Here is a 16,648-nt window from a genome sequence, read left to right on the forward strand (position 1 = left end):
ATTACAGTTCAGCAAATTCCGCGATCGGCTCCATGCCTCGCGATTCCAGAAACGCCAGCAGGCGTTTAGGGGTGACGTTTAAAATTCTGTCTTCCGGGAAATTTACATCATCCAGAATTTTACGGCATTCACCAAATTCACCCAGTGTGAAAGCGGTATGTGAATCCGACCCTAACGCCACCCAGCCTCCGGCATCACGCACCGCCGCAGCGACCGCGCGACAATTGTCCTCACTCCCCTTACGCGAATGCAAAAACGAGGAGTTATTGATTTCCAGCGCGACCTGGTATTTTGCCGCCGCCTGCGCAATCGCTGTGATATCAACGGGATATTTGGGATTCCCCGGATGGCTGATGATGTGCACGTGACCACTGGCCATCGTGGCTATCATTGCCTGGGTATTGGTGTCTTTATCATGAGGTGCAAAAACTGGCTCATGGAAGCCCGCGATGATGAGATCCAGGGAGGTAAACATCGGACCTGAACAGTCGATTTCGCCTTCAATATTCTTAATATTCGCCTCGATACCGCGCAGGATCCCTACGCCATCCACGATACGAGGCCAAATGCGCATATTAATAAAGTGCCAGTGATGAGGCGCATCCGCCATGTCCGGTCCATGATCGGTTATGGCAAACAGCTTGATGCCTTTTCGATGGGCTTCAGCGATATAATCACTTAAGGTGCTGTAGGCGTGGGTACTGGCGACGGTATGCATATGCAGGTCAACGGGATACATAACTCTCTCCTGTAGTCATTTTCCGTCAAGGATAGCAGGTATCGTCGCCATTTATTAGCTGAAACCCGGCACTTGCCGGGTTACCATCAATATCCCCGAACGCGATCGACCTGACCCGTTACGGATTTCCCACTTTCCAGGTCCAAAATCGTACGGGAGATGTAGTCCACCGCCTCTGCCGGGCGTGTTACCGCGGCGATATGCGGCGTCATTGCCACACGCGGATGTTTCCATAGCGGGCTGGTTTCCGGCAGCGGTTCACGGCTATAGACATCCAGCATGGCACCTTTCACTTTGCCGCTGTCCAGCGATGCCAGAAGATCGTCTTCATTGAGATGAACGCCGCGCGCCAGGTTGAGCACGTAAGCGCCATCCTGCAATTGGCTGAGTAAATCAGCGTTAATAATGCCTACGGTTTCTGCCGTATTAGGCAGGAGGTTGATCAGCACGCGAGTTTGACTCAAAAACGCGCTCAGTTCCTCGGTACCGGCGAAGCTTTCCACACCAGACCAGGATTTACGCGTACGACTCCAGCAGCGTAGCGGGAACGCCCATGCTTGCAGACTTTCTGCAACTTTTGCACCTAAAACACCAGCGCCCATGATCCCGACGCTAAACTCATCGCGAGTATATTCTGGCAACGGTTGCCATTTCGCCTGGTTTTTTAATGCCTGGTAGTCATCAAAGCGACGAAACCAGTGCAATACCTGACTAACCGCATATTCCTGCATTTGCAGGCCCATCCCCGTATCTTCCAGACGGAAAAGCGGGATCGACGCATCCAACATTTCCGGATGAGCGTTTAGTTTACTGAGAATAGAATCGACGCCCGCACCCAGCGCAAATACGGCTTTTAATTTTCGTCCGGCGAGCATTTCAACCGGAGGATGCCAGACCAGCGCGTAGTCAGCATGCGCATTATCACCTGCCTTCCACTCACGGACCCGCGCGCCAGGTATGGCCTTTGTCAGCGCATTAAGCCACCAGGTCGTATCGAATGTTGGGTGATAGAAAATTATATCCATAGCGTCTCCTGAACATTGTTATGCGGAACGTACTCGCACTTATAATCATCATTTTTTGAGGGAACATCAGAGTAGCAAATTTTAGGGTGCTGGCAAAAAAAACAATTCCCGCTTATTTAAACTGCATATTGATTGAAGTTTGTGTAAATGCACGTTTTTTTCAAAAAGTTGATTGACGCCGGAGCGGTATTTCCCTAAATTAGCGCCCGTTCCGGTAGCACAGGAACAACAATATGGTGAGGTGTCCGAGTGGCTGAAGGAGCACGCCTGGAAAGTGTGTATACGGCAACGTATCGGGGGTTCGAATCCCCCCCTCACCGCCATATTTGAGAAAGAGCTCGTACGTAAGTACGGGCTTTTTTTTCGCATGTTGCACGCCTGCGGGGGGATGAGAAGCCCCGACCGGGGGTCGACAACTGGCGCAGCCAGTTGGACAGACTGAGCGCGCAGCGAACAGGCTGCCCGAAGGGCGAGCGAAGCGAGTCAATCCCCCCCTCACCGCCATATTCGAGAAAGAGCTCGTACGTAAGTACGGGCTTTTTTTTCGCATGTTGCACGCCTGCGGGGGGATGAGAAGCCCCGACCGGGGGGCGACACAAAATTGCCGGGAGCAATTTTGAACAGCGCATGCGCTGGCCCCGTAGGGGCGAGGCCCAAGGATGGGCCGAGTAGCAGCGCAGCCAGTTGGACAGACTGAGCGCGCAGCGAACAGGCTGCCCGAAGGGCGAGCGAAGCGAGTCAATCCCCCCCTCACCGCCATATTCGAGAAAGAGCTCGTACGCAAGTACGGGCTTTTTTTTTCGCATGTGACCCGTCCTGAATAGCGTTAACCTGTAGGTCTGATAAGCATCGCGCTATCAAGCATCATCCCCCGCCCCGTTGCACATTATCTAAACCACTCTTATGCTGTAACTACCGCTTTCTCAAGCAATCAGGAAAATAACGGCATGTTAAACATAGAAGGAACTTTGCTTGATGAGATCATGTCGCAGGCAGACGAAGCAGGATTTATTCCGTTGAAGGTTTTCTCGCGAAAAATCCTCAAACGTACACCGAATGAAATAAATACGTTTTTCGATCCTGACAGCCGATTCTACGAAGAGTATCAGCGAACGGTTATTTGCAACGTCAGGCATAACGTCACCATTAAAAAAACCTACACCAGCAATGGGATCTTACGAAAAGAGACTACGGTAGGTGGGATTTATAAGGATGACCTGCTGACCTTTCTGGCACAAGCGCTAAAGAAAATAGACGAAAATAACCAGTTGTTTGACCAGGCCTGCGCCAACTACTGGAGCAGCAAAAGAAAGTAATCTGCTGACATCAAATAACAAAGCCCGGTTTCCCGGGCCTTGAAGACGGAGTACTTATCAGTTGTAAGCATTGAGCGTCCGCTGACAGAGTGCCGAACGGACGCAATCGTCTTTATTGAAACGAACAATTCCAACCATATCATCTTCTTCGAAACGGGCCAGCGCATCGCTTAGCCCTGAGCGAACGTGGGCGGGTAGATCGCACTGGGTCACATCCCCGTTCACAATCACCGTCACATTCTCCCCGAGGCGAGTCAAAAACATCTTCATCTGTGCTGCAGTAACATTCTGAGCCTCGTCAAGAATGACCACTGCATTTTCAAATGTGCGTCCACGCATATAAGCGAATGGCGCGATTTCCACCTTACCAATCTCAGGCCGCAGGCAATATTGCATGAAGGAGGCGCCCAGACGTTTCACCAGCACGTCATACACTGGACGAAAATAAGGCGCAAACTTCTCGGAAACATCTCCAGGTAAGAAGCCGAGGTCTTCATCAGCTTGCAGAACTGGACGGGTTACAATGATCCTGTCCACGTCTTTGTGGATCAGGGCCTCTGCTGCTTTTGCCGCGCTGATCCAGGTTTTACCACACCCGGCTTCACCGGTAGCGAAGATCAGCTGTTTACTCTCGATAGCATTCAGGTACTGGGCCTGAGCTTCATTCCGCGCCGTGATTGGCGTGGCGTCGCGACTATCACGCGCCATACCAATCGCTTCTACGCCGCCCATCTGCACAAGCGAGGTGACCGATTCATCTTCACGTTGTTTATGGCTACGCGAATCCCGCCTCAGCACACGTTTTGCTTCACGACGAGCTTTGATCACTGCTTTTTGTCTTCCCATGGATAGCACCTTGAGTTGTAGGTATACATCACACGCGCCGTTGGCGGCACGATTATGCGCACGAACATCTGAGGGTTGGCTTCCTTGTAAGCCATTGCTTGCTTTCGGATAAGACGCCACACACGGCTACGCGCACCGTACAAGGTGTCAGTTACGAAGATAAGAAGTGAAAGGGAGAGAGATTTAGCGGTGACGAGGTGGCTACCGGAAGAGAAACGTCCGCGTAACGTACTGCAGCTACTGTGAAAAATGTGTCCAATACAGGACTTTTCCATCGCGATCTCCATAGTGAACGACTATCACCGCCGGGAACTACCGCTGTTTCTTATAATTACATCATAATCTTTCGTTAATGCAACAATATTTTTACTTGCTGTTAACTTAAATTCTATCTAATCACCAGAGACAGTCTCTTGCAGAGAGATGACAAAATTATTTCAGTCTCGTACCGATCATAAAAAATAATTTGTTCATTCATACAGATGTCAGGAAAAGCCCCGCTGTACAACGGGGCGTGATCATCAGGCTTCGAGGAGAGACTGTCCCAGATATTGATCTGCGGTTTTGACACCCGGCAAAGCAAAGAAGTAGCCCCCACCAATTGGTTTGACATACTCTTCCAGCGCTTCACCGTTGAGGCGTTTCTGCACAGTCAAAAAGCCTTTTTCCATATCGTGTTGATAGCAGACAAACAACAGTCCCATATCCAGTTGACCGGATGGGGTCACACCGAGCGAATAGCTGTAGCCACGGCGCATCATCAGGCTGGACTCGGTCTCTTTCGTGCGCGGATTCGCCAGGCGGATATGACTGTCGAGCGCAATCACCTCACCTTCGGGATCGCTGGCATAGTCAGGCACATCGTGCTCGTGCTGCATACCCAGCGGCGCGCCGGTGTGTTTATCTCGACCAAATATCGTTTGCTGCTCTTTCAGCGGCGTACGATCCCAGAACTCGACGCGAAACTGAATGAGCCTGACGGCCTGATAGCTACCACCTTGCGCCCAGACAGGTTCGCCCTGCCCGTCCGTAACCCACACCACGTCTTGCATCAACTTCGCATCCGTCGCGTCCGGATTCGCGGTGCCGTCCTTAAAGCCAAGCAAGTTGACCGGGGTCTCTTTGCCTTTGCTGCGCGCGGCATGGTCGGAAATAAACCCTTCACGTTTCCAGCGCACGCTAAGGAGATCGGGCGTATGTTTAATGATATCGCGCAGCGCATGGATAACGGTGTCCTGCGTGTTGGCACAAATCTGCAGCAGCAAATCACCATGGCACAGCGCCGCATCCAGCGAATCATTCGGGAAGCGGGTCATTTTTTGCAGCTTTTTCGGCATCTGCGATTTCAGGCCATAACGTTCATCAAATAGCGAGGCGCCGACTGACAACGTCATCGTCAGGTTGTCTGGCGCAATGTATGCGCCGAGGATACCGGAATCCATAGGGGGTAAACGCGGGTTCGGCGTATCCGGCGCCGGCCCGCCCGTGGTCAGAAACGCAAATCGGGTGGTCAGCAAGCGGAACAAGCGTTCCAGATCAGCCTTATCGCTGGCGAGAACATCGAACGCCACCAGCATCATCGATGCCTGCTGTGGCGTCAGGATCCCTGCCTGATGCTGACCATAAAACGGCTGCACTTCACTACGCGCATCGGGGGACAACGTTCCCGGCGCGCTTTGTGGTTTTTGCGCGTGGGCAACCGGACATCCACCCGCCAGCGCCAGCGCCCCACCCAGGGCGCCCATCCCTTTCAGTAAACGTCGGCGTGAAGGTTCGCTCACGCCGTTTTCATTATCTTGCTGCATTTTGCTTAATCCAGACCCAGAACACCGCGTAATTGCGACAAGTCTTCCGCCAGCGTCGTGATTGGCCCTTTCAGCGCATTGCGATCGGCGTCGGTCAGTTTGTCATAGGTTTCAAAACCGTCTTTGGTACGGTACTTACTCAGAATGGTATCGACTTTTTTGAAGTTCGCATCCACCTTCGCCAACAGCTCAGCATTGGATTTTTGTAACTGAGGGCGCAGGAGATCGACGATTTTCTGCGCGCCATCGATATTGGCCTGGAAATCCCACAGATCGGTATGGCTGTACCGATCCTCTTCTCCGCTGATTTTGCTGGCAGCGACTTCTTCAATCAGTCCTGCTGCCCCGCCAACCACTTTTGACGGTGGGAAGGCCAGTTCGCTAATACGCGTTTGCAGGTCAAGAACATCGCGGTTTAATTGGTCGGCATACTTGTCCATGCCTTTGGTGGTGTTGTCGCCGAACAACGCTTTCTCCAGGCGGTGGAAGCCGGTGAATTTAGGATCGGCGGCTTTTTGCTCATAATCATCTTCACGCGCATCGATGCTACCGTCGAGATCGGAGAACAGTTCAGCAATCGGTTCAATACGCTCATAATGCTGACGGGTTGGCGCATACAGCGATTTCGCTTTTTCCAGATCGCCAGCTTTAATCGCATCGGTGAATGCTTTGGTGCCCGCAACCAGTTGTGCAGTTTCGGCTGTCACATAGGCTTTGTATTCAGTAATCGCGCCACTTAGGCTCAGCAGAGCGTCGCCCTGCGCGGCATCCGCCGTTGCGCTACCTTTCACAATTAGTTTGCCTTTCGGGTTGGTCAACAGACCGCAGGTCATATCATATTCACCTGGCTGCAGGTTAGCTGTCATTTTCTGGCTAAAGCCCGGCGCAATGTTTTCACGTTCTTCAACCACCATAACCCCTTTAAGGATCTCCCACTCCAGCGCTTTCTGGCTGTGGTTCTGGATGATGAACTGCGTTTTCCCAGCGTTAACCGTGATCGTCATCGGCTCACACTGTTTGTCGTTAACCGTGACTTTCACCTGCGGGATATCGGCGGCTTGTGCAGAAAAAGCGGAGGCAAACAGCGCGGCAATACCCAACTGCAGCGCACTACGGCGAAAATTAAACGTCATAACCTATCCCTATAAATAAGTATGTTGTAACTAAGGAGTGTTCTGCATCGCGTTTTTATCAGGGTGCGGTACGCGATGCCGTAGTGCCTGAACGCGGCGGCAGTGCAAACATAATCAATGCCGGAATCAGGTAGATAAACCAAATGGCGACTTCACTGACGCTCGGCGCTTCCTGATAGCCGAAAATACCTTCCATCAATGTGCCAAACAGCGAATGCGTTGAAAGCACGCTGCTCATGTCAAACGCCACATCCTGAAAATGATTCCATAACCCGGCTTCGTGGAACGCGCGGATGGCCCCAGCGGCAAGACCAGCGGCCACCAGCAAAATGAACAGGCTGGTCCATTTGAAGAATGCCCCGAGGTTGAGGCGAATGCCGCCGAGGTAAATCAAGTAACCCAGTACCACCGCGGTGGCCAGCCCCAGCATCGCACCTAACGGTGGCCAAATGCCTACATCCTGCTGGAATGCCGCCAGCAGGAAGAACACCGATTCCAGGCCTTCACGGGCAACGGCAAAAAAGACCATCATCACCAGCGCCCAGCCGTGATGATTGCCGCGTTGCAACGCGTTATCGACAGCCTGTTCAAGCTGGACTTTGACGTTGCGCGAAACTTTACGCATCCAGAACACCATCCAGGTGAGGATCACCACGGCAATGACCGCCACGATGCCTTCAAACAGCTCCTGTTCCTTTTGCGGAAATTCACCGGTGGTTTCATTGATGAAAACGCCTAACGCCAGGCATAACGCCGCCGCCAGCAGAACACCAATCCACATCACACCAATCCATCGACCACGCTGAGTCCGTTTCAGGTAGCTGGCAATCAGGCTGACTATCAGCGCGGCCTCTAACCCTTCGCGCAACATAATAAGAAATGGAACAAACATGCGAAGAACCCTTAAACGTTATTCTCAGTCAATTGATGAAAAGAAAAGTAAATTACAGTGATAGTGATTATCATTACAGTAAAGAAAAACTCAAGCAGAATGTTTTGAGAATGATGACTTAATGTAAACAGTTAGGCGGGTAACGATTAGGGCGGTTTTGCAGCGGGGATAAATAAAAAAGCCCGCACGCGGCGGGCTTATGGAGCGAGGCGGATTACTCTGCCTGTAAACGCGATGGCGGAGCTGTGTGATAATGCGCATCAGCCTCGGCAAAACGTTGCTGCATAGCGGCTGAAGGCGCTTTACCCAACAGGCTGAAGACCACAATACCGATGCTGCCGAAAATAAAGCCCGGGATGATTTCATACAGACCCAACCAGGCAAACTGCTTCCAGACGATTACCGTCACCGCACCGATGAGCATCCCGGCCAGCGCGCCGTTACGCGTCATACGCGACCACATTACGGAGAACAGAACCACCGGACCAAACGCCGCGCCAAAGCCGGCCCAGGCGTAGCTTACCAGACCAAGCACACGGTTCTCCGGGTTCGCCGCCAGCGCGATAGACACCAGCGCTACAACCAGCACCATGATGCGACCAATCCATACCAGCTCTTTCTGGCTGGCATTTTTACGCAGGAACGCTTTATACAAGTCTTCGGTGATTGCGCTGGAGCACACCAGCAGCTGGCAGCTCAGAGTCGACATCACCGCAGCGAGGATCGCAGACAGCAGAATACCGGCAATCCACGGGTTGAACAGGATTTGCGCCAGTTCAATAAACACGCGTTCGGCGTTCTGGTTAACAGCACCGGCAAGCTGTGGGTTGTTGTTAAAGTAAGCGATACCAAAGAAGCCAACGGCAACTGCACCTGCCAGACACAGGATCATCCAGGTCATACTGATGCGGCGAGCATGAACAATGCTATGGTGAGAATCAGCCGCCATAAAGCGCGCCAGAATATGCGGCTGCCCGAAGTAGCCCAAACCCCAGCCCATCAGGGAAATAATGGCAACAAAATTCAGCCCTTTGAACATGTCCACGTTCTCAATGCTCTTTTGTTTAATCACTTCCAGCGAATCGTCAAACCCACCCACGCCAATGACTACCATTACCGGCGTCAGGATCAGGGCGAAGATCATCAAGCTGGCCTGGACGGTATCGGTCCAGCTTACCGCGAGGAAACCGCCGATAAAGGTATAAATAATCGTCGCGGCCGCCCCCGCCCACAGCGCTGTTTCGTAACTCATGCCAAAGGTGCTTTCAAACAGACGCGCCCCTGCCACAATACCGGAAGCACAGTAGATGGTGAAAAACAGCAGAATAACCAGCGCGGAGATAATACGCAGAATTCGGCTTTTATCTTCAAAGCGACCGGTAAAGTAATCCGGTAACGTCAGCGCATTGTTATTGTATTCGGTATGCACGCGTAAACGTCCGGCCACCAGTTTCCAGTTGATCCACGCGCCCAAAATAAGGCCAATAGCGATCCAGCTTTCTGAAATCCCCGACAGGAAAATCGCGCCAGGCAGCCCCATCAGCAACCAGCCGCTCATGTCAGATGCCCCGGCGGATAACGCGGTCACGAATGGACCCAGACTGCGTCCACCCAGAATGTAATCGTCAAAGTTTTTGGTTGAACGCCATGCAATAAACCCTATCAATATCATGCCGAAAATATAGACACAGAATGTCACTAACATCGGTGTGCTAATAGCCATCAAAACTCTCCAAAATTATGTATCAGCAATGCCGTGGCTTGCCGTTTTATTACCCTGCCGGAACGTGGCAAAGATATCTATGTTTACCAGGGCGACCGTATCCTGCCGGAAGCGATGGTCATTCACAATCGATTTAACACACCATTTACATCAAATTTGATCCAGAGTAGATAGCATTTTTCTGTAGGTTGCACTCTCTCACACTTTTTTCGGTTGCACCTTTTAAAAGTGTTAACTACCGCAGAGAAAAAGATTCGGCAACTTTTATAGCCCCCGTCAAAACACTCACGTTTATTAACATTTCATTCATTTCCAAGCTTGCAAACCAAGTCACATTTAACACGGTTGCACAAAGTTGCAACATAGTGGATATTTCTCGGTAACTATCAGACCCGTATTTCAGTACAACAGGAGTAAACGGCATGGGAACCACCACGATGGGGGTTAAGCTGGATGACGCCACTCGCGAGCGTATTAAAACAGCAGCATCACGAATCGATCGCACGCCACATTGGCTGATCAAACAAGCCATTTTTAATTATCTCGAAAGACTAGAAAATGACGACGCGCTTCCTGAACTACCGGCCCTGCTGGCGGGTGCTGCGAATGAGGGCGATGAGTCGACCACGTTGCAAAATGAAGCGCATCAGCCTTTCCTGGAATTTGCTGAACAGATCCTGCCGCAGTCAGTTTCCCGCGCGGCAATCACCGCTGCTTACCGCCGAGCCGAAACCGACGCCGTACCGATGCTGATGGAGCAGGCTCGTCTGCCGCAGCCTATCGCCGAGCAGGCACATAAGCTGGCATACGATCTGGCAGACAAACTGCGTAACCAGAAGACCGCCAGCGGTCGCGCCGGGATGGTACAAGGTTTATTGCAGGAATTCTCCCTTTCTTCACAGGAAGGCGTCGCGCTGATGTGTCTGGCCGAAGCCTTGCTGCGTATTCCAGATAAAGCGACCCGCGATGCGTTAATCCGCGACAAGATCAGCAACGGTAACTGGCAGTCGCACATTGGCCGCAGCCCGTCTCTGTTCGTCAACGCGGCGACCTGGGGGCTGTTGTTTACCGGTCGTCTGGTTTCTACGCATAACGAAGCCAGCCTCTCACGCTCACTCAACCGTATTATCGGCAAGAGCGGTGAGCCGCTGGTGCGTAAAGGCGTCGACATGGCCATGCGCTTGATGGGCGAGCAGTTTGTCACCGGGGAGACCATCGCTGAAGCGCTGGCTAACGCGCGTAAACTGGAAGAAAAAGGCTTCCGTTACTCCTATGACATGCTGGGCGAAGCGGCCCTGACCGCCGCCGATGCACAGGCTTATATGGTTTCGTACCAGCAGGCGATCCACGCCATTGGTAAGGCCTCTAACGGGCGCGGTATCTACGAAGGGCCAGGCATTTCTATCAAGCTGTCGGCACTGCATCCGCGTTACAGCCGTGCGCAGTATGATCGCGTAATGGATGAACTCTATCCTCGTCTGAAATCGCTTACTCTGCTGGCACGTCAGTACGACATCGGCATTAATATCGACGCCGAAGAGGCTGACCGACTGGAGATCTCCCTCGATCTGCTGGAAAAACTGTGCTTTGAACCCGAACTGGCAGGCTGGAACGGGATCGGTTTTGTTATCCAGGCCTACCAGAAGCGCTGCCCGTATGTTATCGACTATCTGATTGACCTCGCCACGCGCAGCCGCCGCCGCCTGATGATCCGTCTGGTTAAGGGCGCCTACTGGGATAGCGAAATTAAACGTGCCCAGATGGACGGTCTGGAAGGTTATCCGGTCTACACCCGTAAGGTGTACACCGACGTTTCTTACCTGGCCTGTGCGAAAAAACTGCTTGCCGTACCGAATCTGATCTACCCGCAGTTCGCCACCCACAACGCCCATACGCTGGCGGCGATTTATCAGTTAGCCGGTCAAAACTACTATCCGGGTCAGTACGAGTTCCAGTGCCTGCACGGCATGGGCGAACCGCTGTATGAGCAGGTCACTGGCAAAGTTGCGGATGGCAAACTGAACCGTCCATGCCGCATTTATGCGCCGGTCGGCACGCACGAAACGCTGCTGGCGTACCTGGTGCGTCGTCTGCTGGAAAACGGCGCCAACACCTCGTTCGTCAACCGCATTGCCGACACGACCCTGCCGCTGGATGAACTGGTTGCCGATCCGGTCGAGGCTGTTGAAAAACTGGCGCTGCAAGAAGGTCAGGCCGGTCTGCCGCATCCGAAGATTGCCCTGCCGCGTGACCTGTACGGTAAAGGCCGCGAAAACTCAGGCGGGCTGGATTTAGCTAACGAACATCGTCTGGCCTCGCTGTCCTCTGCCCTGCTCAACAGCGCGCTACAAAAATGGCACGCTAAACCCATTCTGGAGCACCCGGTTGCTGACGGCGAAATGACGCCAGTCGTTAACCCAGCCGAGCCGAAAGACATTGTCGGTTACGTGCGTGAGGCAACTCACGCTGAAGTGGAACAGGCGTTACAGAACGCAGCGAATAACGCGCCGATCTGGTTCGCCACACCGCCACAAGAGCGCGCCGCCATTTTGCATCGTGCCGCCGTTCTGATGGAAGGTCAGATGCAGCAGTTGATTGGCATCCTGGTACGCGAAGCGGGTAAAACCTTCAGCAACGCCATTGCGGAAGTGCGCGAAGCGGTAGACTTCCTGCATTATTATGCCGGTCAGGTTCGCGATGATTTCGATAATGAAACCCATCGACCGTTAGGACCCGTGGTTTGTATCAGCCCATGGAACTTCCCGCTGGCCATTTTCACCGGGCAGATTGCCGCCGCGCTGGCGGCGGGTAACAGCGTGCTGGCGAAACCGGCGGAACAAACCCCGTTAATTGCCGCCCAGGGCATCGCTATTTTGCTCGAAGCGGGTGTACCGCCGGGCGTGGTGCAACTGTTGCCTGGTCAGGGTGAAACCGTCGGGGCTCAGCTCACTTCCGATGAGCGCGTACGCGGCGTCATGTTTACCGGCTCAACGGAAGTCGCCACGCTGTTGCAACGCAATATTGCCACCCGCCTTGATGCTCAGGGGCGTCCAATCCCGCTTATCGCCGAAACCGGTGGGATGAACGCAATGATTGTCGACTCCTCCGCGTTGACGGAACAGGTCGTGGTCGACGTTCTGGCTTCAGCGTTTGACAGCGCCGGACAGCGCTGCTCCGCGCTGCGCGTCCTGTGTCTGCAGGATGATGTAGCCGACCATACGCTGAAAATGCTGCGCGGCGCGATGGCGGAATGTCGCATGGGTAATCCAGGTCGCCTGACCACCGATATTGGGCCGGTAATTGATGAAGAAGCCAAAACCAATATTGAACGCCATATTCAGGCCATGCGCGCCAAAGGACGCCCGGTGTTTCAGGCCGTGCGCGAAAACAGCGACGATGCGCGTGAATGGCAAACCGGTACATTTATTGCTCCGACGCTGATCGAGCTGGAAAGCTTCGACGAATTACAAAAAGAGGTGTTTGGTCCGGTACTGCACGTCGTGCGCTACACCCGTAACAATCTGGGCAACCTGATTGAGCAAATTAATGCCTCCGGCTACGGCCTGACGCTGGGCGTACACACCCGTATCGATGAAACCATCGCCCAGGTCACAGGATCGGCACACGTTGGGAACCTGTACGTTAACCGCAATATGGTCGGCGCCGTCGTCGGCGTGCAGCCATTCGGTGGCGAAGGCTTGTCTGGTACCGGGCCAAAAGCAGGTGGACCGCTGTATCTGTATCGCCTGCTGGCTAACCGCCCAGAAAATGCGTTAGGCATTACGCTTGCCCGCCAGGATGCCGACTACCCGGTCGATGCGCAGCTTAAAGCTGCACTCGTTCAGCCGCTGGAAGCGCTCAGCGAATGGGCAACCGATCGACCCTCACTGCATGCGCTCTGCCAGCAGTTTGGCGAACTGGCGCAGGCCGGTACTCAGCGTCTGCTGCCAGGACCCACTGGCGAGCGCAATACCTGGACGCTGTTGCCGCGTGAACGCGTACTGTGTATCGCCGATGATGAACAGGACGCGCTGGTACAGGTTGCCGCCGTGGCTTCCGTTGGTAGCTTAATCCTGTGGCCAGATGATGCGTTCCATCGTGAACTGGCAAAACGTCTGCCAGCCGCCGTCTCCGGGCGCATTCAGTTTGCCAAAGCGGACAACATAACCACGCAGCCGTTTGATGCCGTTATTTTCCACGGCGATTCTGACCAACTGCGTTCACTGTGCGAAGCGGTAGCTGCCCGCGAAGGGGCGATTGTATCAGTCCAGGGCTTTGCCCGTGGCGAAAGCAATATTCTGCTGGAGAGGCTGTACATTGAACGCTCCCTGAGCGTCAATACCGCCGCTGCCGGGGGGAACGCCAGCCTGATGACAATCGGCTAAGGTTGTGGTTAATTAAGGCTCCGGTTAGGGGGTAATGCCTGTCAATTAAGCATTACGGCGAACATGTGATTTCGGCTCAGGGTTCCGTTCACCTCAGTGGTATCACTTTTCTGAGGCTCAGACACCCGTGAACGTGCAAGAGAGGCTCACCGCCGCCTCCCTTGCATCCCTGGCTCCCGGCGGGAAAATCGTCGCTGCGCGATTCATTCGTCTTATGCCGTCTGCCTTCGGGTCGGGGCCGGGCCTGCGTCCCTGCAGGCCGCCCCCTCTGCCCGCCTCCCTGCGGGCAGACCCGGTCAGCCGTCAACGCCTCATCGATTTTCAGCCGGAACGGGGTCATCGCTGCAACGCACTGACTTCCAGTTAACTCTGTTTTGCTGTTCAGATAAAAAACGCAGGGGGTCAGGTGTGGGCTGGTCCGGCTGAAAATTGCCGACGTGTTTCCGTAAGGCCGGGAGAACCCGCAGGGATGCGGGTTCAGGGCGCGTTTTACAGGGAAGTTTCCTCGCGCCCGGCCCGGTAGCCTGGAGGAATAAACGGAGGGGACCACGAAGTGGCAATTTTCCCGCCGGGAGCCGGGATTGTTAAGGGTACGGCGATAGTACCCTTAACACGTTCACAGGGAGGATCGTTTCAGAGAAGTGACAAACATAAGGTGAACGTAGCAATATACCGGAGGCAACAGATTCATTACCTCCGTATGTGCCACTCATCCTCGTTAACTGACAAGCATGACTCCGGTAACGGGGCCTTTTTTATGGAGCCAGAGGGAAGCATGAAACGAATCGTACTGACATGTGCAGCGCTGCTGTTGAGCGGCCAGGCGCTGGCGGATGACTGCGCCAACGCGAACACTCAGATTGAGATGAACACCTGTGCGGCAGAGCAGTTTAAGGCGGCCGACACCAAACTTAATGACACTTATCAGAATGCGCTTAAGCGCGCCGCCCCGACCCAGCGCGATTTACTGAAAAAAGCGCAAATCTCATGGATAACCCTGCGCGATGCGGACTGCGCGTTAATCAGTTCCGGCACCGAAGGCGGTAGCGTCCAGGCGATGATTTCCAGCCAGTGTCTGACGGATAAAACCAACGAGCGTGAAGCGTTTCTCGCCTCGCTCTTACAGTGCGAAGAGGGCGATTTAAGCTGTCCGTTACCGCCAGCCAGTTAACGCACGCGGATCCCTTCAATAATCATCCGCTGCACGCTCTCCACCGTTTGGTTAAAAAAGGCTTCATCACGCAGCGTTGCGCCCGTTACCGCCTCTACCTGTGGGGCAAAGTCGGCGTAGTGCTGGGTTGAAGCCCAAATCATAAAAATCAGATGATGCGGATCGACCGGAGCCAGTTTCCCACTTTTGATCCAACCGGCAATCAGCGCCGATTTCTCATCAATTAGCGTTTTGAGATCGCCCGTTAATTCAGCCATCAATAAAGGCGCACCTGCCAGCATCTCCATACAAAACAGTCGTGAAGCCTGAGGGTAATCGCGCGACACTTCCAGCTTAAGGCGAATGTATTCTTTAATGGCCGCCAGCGGCGCAAAGTCTTCGCGAAAAGCCTTCAACGGAGCCAGCCAGACGTCGAGGATTTGCCGCAAAACGGCAATATAGAGCACCTCTTTTGACGGGTAGTAATAAAGCAGATTCGTTTTTGACACACCCGCCTGCTCAGCGACCTGTTCGAGACGCGTGCCATGGATCCCATATTGGGAGAAGATATTTAATGCCGCGGTTAATATGGCCTGGCGTTTTGCACTGACGGCCTGCGAGCGCTTACCTGTTTTTTTCTCTGCGCGTTGGACCATGCGCCCTCTCCTTCTTGTGAGGGCGTCAGCATACCAAATCACGCGGTGAATGGTTAAATTAAAGCGACTCCGGCGGCGCCTCTTGCACTCCCCCTTTTTTCTTTTTGAACTTCAGTTCGCTGACCAGCACGCCAACAATAATGAATGCTGCGCCGAGCAAAGCCAGTAGCGGTAAGCGTTCCCCCGCCAGGCGACCAAAGATCCCCGCCCACACCGGCTCCCCGGTATAAATGACCGTCGCGCGCGTCGGCGAAACGCTGCGCTGTGCCCAGTTCATGGTGACCTGAATAATCGCACTGAAAATCCCCAATCCCAGCGCCACCACCAGCAATCCCGTAGACATCGGTGGTACGGTCTCTCCGGCCGGTCCCATCGCAATAAACGCCACTATCGAAGCGGTTGCCAGTTGTACCACCGTTACCCGCCGCACATCCACTTTTCCCGCCCACGCGCTAATCAGGATAATTTCTGCCGCAATCGCCACCGCGCCGGCGAGTGTGATCCACTCGCCTTCGCCTAAAGCCAGCAAATTGCCTCCTGGTCCGGCGAGAAAAATCAACCCGATAAAGGCCAGCACAATGCCGACACACGGCATCAGGGCGGGCATACGCCCCAGACACAGCCATTGTAAAAGCGGGACCAACGGTACGTACATCGCGGTAATAAACGCCGATTTACTGCTGGGAATAAACTGTAGCCCCCAGGTTTGCAGACTATAGCCCAACGCAATTGCGATACCGATCGCAACGCCTGCTTTGACTTCCAGCCACGTCAGTTTATGCAATGTGCGTAGTGACAAAAGCGCGACCGCCAGCGCAGCGGTGGCAAAACGCACGCCGACAAAGAAAAAAGGTCCGCTCAGGGTAACGGCATATTGCACTGCCAAAAACGTGCCACCCCAGAACATAGTGATCACAATGAGGATCGCTTCCTGAGGTTTAACAGAGAAGGAATAACGAGAAAGTAATGACATGAGAC

General features: G+C 53.7%; 13 protein-coding genes and 1 tRNA gene. 4 read left to right on the top strand and 10 right to left on the bottom strand.

Annotated elements, in window-relative coordinates:
• Position 1: 1 nt before the first annotated feature.
• Positions 2-739, bottom strand: a complete 738-nt coding sequence (locus HV311_RS15630) for a phosphatase (protein ID WP_016156173.1) — start codon at positions 737-739, stop codon at positions 2-4.
• A gap of 86 nt (positions 740-825) precedes the next feature.
• Positions 826-1,764: a glyoxylate/hydroxypyruvate reductase GhrA gene (gene ghrA, locus HV311_RS15635; protein WP_181626248.1), complete on the bottom strand. Its 939-nt coding sequence runs from the start codon at positions 1,762-1,764 to the stop codon at positions 826-828.
• A 235-nt stretch (positions 1,765-1,999) separates the two neighbouring features.
• Between ghrA and HV311_RS15640 the strand changes: the two genes are divergently transcribed.
• Together HV311_RS15640 and HV311_RS15645 are read left to right on the top strand one after the other, a co-directional pair.
• A tRNA-Ser gene (locus HV311_RS15640) sits at positions 2,000-2,087 on the top strand.
• A 624-nt stretch (positions 2,088-2,711) separates the two neighbouring features.
• Positions 2,712-3,080 (top strand): hypothetical protein, encoded by a 369-nt coding sequence (locus HV311_RS15645; protein ID WP_046274772.1) that lies wholly within the window; start codon positions 2,712-2,714, stop codon positions 3,078-3,080.
• 57 nt (positions 3,081-3,137) lie between these two features.
• Here HV311_RS15645 and phoH read toward each other — a convergent pair whose 3' ends face one another.
• From phoH to putP, 6 genes are all read right to left on the bottom strand, one after another.
• Positions 3,138-3,926, bottom strand: coding sequence for a phosphate starvation-inducible protein PhoH (gene phoH, locus HV311_RS15650; RefSeq protein WP_016152592.1), 789 nt, complete (start codon positions 3,924-3,926; stop codon positions 3,138-3,140).
• Positions 3,905-4,201: a hypothetical protein gene (locus HV311_RS15655; RefSeq protein WP_016152591.1), complete on the bottom strand. Its 297-nt coding sequence runs from the start codon at positions 4,199-4,201 to the stop codon at positions 3,905-3,907. Before HV311_RS15655 ends, phoH begins: the two co-directional genes overlap by 22 nt.
• A gap of 246 nt (positions 4,202-4,447) precedes the next feature.
• Entirely contained in the window at positions 4,448-5,731 is a 1,284-nt protein-coding gene (gene efeB / locus HV311_RS15660; RefSeq protein ID WP_191220150.1) for an iron uptake transporter deferrochelatase/peroxidase subunit, read from the bottom strand.
• A gap of 5 nt (positions 5,732-5,736) precedes the next feature.
• Entirely contained in the window at positions 5,737-6,864 is a 1,128-nt protein-coding gene (gene efeO / locus HV311_RS15665) for an iron uptake system protein EfeO (protein ID WP_016156169.1), read from the bottom strand.
• A gap of 58 nt (positions 6,865-6,922) precedes the next feature.
• Positions 6,923-7,756, bottom strand: coding sequence for an iron uptake transporter permease EfeU (gene efeU / locus HV311_RS15670; protein ID WP_019076441.1), 834 nt, complete (start codon positions 7,754-7,756; stop codon positions 6,923-6,925).
• Positions 7,757-7,970: 214 nt separating this feature from the next.
• Positions 7,971-9,479: a sodium/proline symporter PutP gene (gene putP / locus HV311_RS15675; protein WP_016152586.1), complete on the bottom strand. Its 1,509-nt coding sequence runs from the start codon at positions 9,477-9,479 to the stop codon at positions 7,971-7,973.
• A 422-nt stretch (positions 9,480-9,901) separates the two neighbouring features.
• Here putP and putA point away from each other — a divergent pair, with 422 nt between their 5' ends.
• Both putA and HV311_RS15685 read left to right on the top strand, forming a co-directional pair.
• A complete protein-coding gene (gene putA, locus HV311_RS15680) occupies positions 9,902-13,864 on the top strand; it encodes a trifunctional transcriptional regulator/proline dehydrogenase/L-glutamate gamma-semialdehyde dehydrogenase (RefSeq protein WP_191220151.1) in 3,963 nt (1,320 codons plus the stop codon).
• 775 nt (positions 13,865-14,639) lie between these two features.
• On the top strand, positions 14,640-15,035 hold the full coding sequence (locus tag HV311_RS15685; RefSeq protein WP_016152584.1) for a lysozyme inhibitor LprI family protein: 396 nt from the start codon (positions 14,640-14,642) through the stop codon (positions 15,033-15,035).
• Here HV311_RS15685 and rutR read toward each other — a convergent pair.
• Together rutR and HV311_RS15695 are read right to left on the bottom strand one after the other, a co-directional pair.
• Positions 15,032-15,670 (bottom strand): HTH-type transcriptional regulator RutR, encoded by a 639-nt coding sequence (gene rutR, locus HV311_RS15690; RefSeq protein ID WP_053389923.1) that lies wholly within the window; start codon positions 15,668-15,670, stop codon positions 15,032-15,034. The two genes, HV311_RS15685 and rutR, sit on opposite strands and share 4 nt — an antisense overlap.
• A gap of 58 nt (positions 15,671-15,728) precedes the next feature.
• Positions 15,729-16,643: a DMT family transporter gene (locus HV311_RS15695; protein ID WP_109018043.1), complete on the bottom strand. Its 915-nt coding sequence runs from the start codon at positions 16,641-16,643 to the stop codon at positions 15,729-15,731.
• Between the last annotated feature and the right edge of the window lie 5 nt (positions 16,644-16,648).

The organism is Citrobacter sp. RHBSTW-00881 (assembly GCF_013728515.1).
Classification (GTDB): Bacteria; Pseudomonadota; Gammaproteobacteria; order Enterobacterales; family Enterobacteriaceae; genus Citrobacter; species Citrobacter braakii.

Excerpts from the sequence above, each read along its gene's own strand:
- HV311_RS15630 (WP_016156173.1), bottom strand. The coding sequence starts at position 739 with ATGTATCCCGTTGACCTGCATATGCATACCGTCGCCAGTACCCACGCC.
- ghrA (WP_181626248.1), bottom strand. The coding sequence starts at position 1,764 with ATGGATATAATTTTCTATCACCCAACATTCGATACGACCTGGTGGCTT.
- HV311_RS15645 (WP_046274772.1), top strand. The coding sequence starts at position 2,712 with ATGTTAAACATAGAAGGAACTTTGCTTGATGAGATCATGTCGCAGGCA.
- phoH (WP_016152592.1), bottom strand. The coding sequence starts at position 3,926 with ATGGGAAGACAAAAAGCAGTGATCAAAGCTCGTCGTGAAGCAAAACGT.
- HV311_RS15655 (WP_016152591.1), bottom strand. The coding sequence starts at position 4,201 with ATGGAAAAGTCCTGTATTGGACACATTTTTCACAGTAGCTGCAGTACG.
- efeB (WP_191220150.1), bottom strand. The coding sequence starts at position 5,731 with ATGCAGCAAGATAATGAAAACGGCGTGAGCGAACCTTCACGCCGACGT.
- efeO (WP_016156169.1), bottom strand. The coding sequence starts at position 6,864 with ATGACGTTTAATTTTCGCCGTAGTGCGCTGCAGTTGGGTATTGCCGCG.
- efeU (WP_019076441.1), bottom strand. The coding sequence starts at position 7,756 with ATGTTTGTTCCATTTCTTATTATGTTGCGCGAAGGGTTAGAGGCCGCG.
- putP (WP_016152586.1), bottom strand. The coding sequence starts at position 9,479 with ATGGCTATTAGCACACCGATGTTAGTGACATTCTGTGTCTATATTTTC.
- putA (WP_191220151.1), top strand. The coding sequence starts at position 9,902 with ATGGGAACCACCACGATGGGGGTTAAGCTGGATGACGCCACTCGCGAG.
- HV311_RS15685 (WP_016152584.1), top strand. The coding sequence starts at position 14,640 with ATGAAACGAATCGTACTGACATGTGCAGCGCTGCTGTTGAGCGGCCAG.
- rutR (WP_053389923.1), bottom strand. The coding sequence starts at position 15,670 with ATGGTCCAACGCGCAGAGAAAAAAACAGGTAAGCGCTCGCAGGCCGTC.
- HV311_RS15695 (WP_109018043.1), bottom strand. The coding sequence starts at position 16,643 with ATGTCATTACTTTCTCGTTATTCCTTCTCTGTTAAACCTCAGGAAGCG.